General features: G+C 40.8%; 1 protein-coding gene. It reads left to right on the top strand.

The genetic code is table 11. The annotated features are described in order from the left end of the window. Window positions 1–213: cadherin repeat domain-containing protein (locus tag ACXR6G_RS20195; protein ID WP_458363261.1), on the top strand; the 213-nt coding region annotated here is incomplete at both ends.

Here is a 213-nt window from a genome sequence, read left to right on the forward strand (position 1 = left end):
TTGAAGCTGACGCTGCGGTTCATATTACCGCTTTGGCCACAGATGCTGATGGTGATAATATCACCTACTTCCTATTGGATAATGCAGGCGGACGTTTCAAGATAAATGAAACAACAGGAATTGTTACTGTTGCCAACGCAGCTTTGATCGATTTTGAAACCGATGAGTTTCATATTATTCGCATTGAAGCAAGAAGTACAGATGCAAGTGTAA

The sequence above is a fragment of the Ancylomarina sp. YFZ004 genome (assembly GCF_054254355.1).